At 43.9% G+C, this 253-nt stretch carries 1 protein-coding gene; it reads right to left on the reverse strand.

Going from position 1 to position 253, the window contains the following annotated elements; genetic code table 11:
• Positions 1 to 164: 164 nt before the first annotated feature.
• The coding region (locus EVJ30_RS15115; RefSeq protein ID WP_131444302.1) for an IS3 family transposase at positions 165 to 253 on the reverse strand (89 nt) is incomplete at its 5' end.

Here is a 253-nt window from a genome sequence, read left to right on the forward strand (position 1 = left end):
CGTTCGGATTCGACTCGAGCTGCCTGATTTGATGTTCGTTGAAGATGATTTTACTCATGGATGCGTTCCCCCGTCTGAATGAATAGGTTCATTATATCGATTCGACCGCACACAAAAAACCCTGAATTGAACTGAACCAAAAAAGTTAGACACTAAATAATTTGTCAGGCGACTTCGAGAACCTGGGTCCGGTATTCCACCGGGCTCAGGTTTTTTAGTCGTTTCTTGATGCGACGATGATTGTAGTACTCGA

This window comes from Exiguobacterium sp. SH5S13 (genome assembly GCF_004337085.1).
Lineage (GTDB): Bacteria > Bacillota > Bacilli > Exiguobacteriales > Exiguobacteriaceae > Exiguobacterium > Exiguobacterium aurantiacum_A.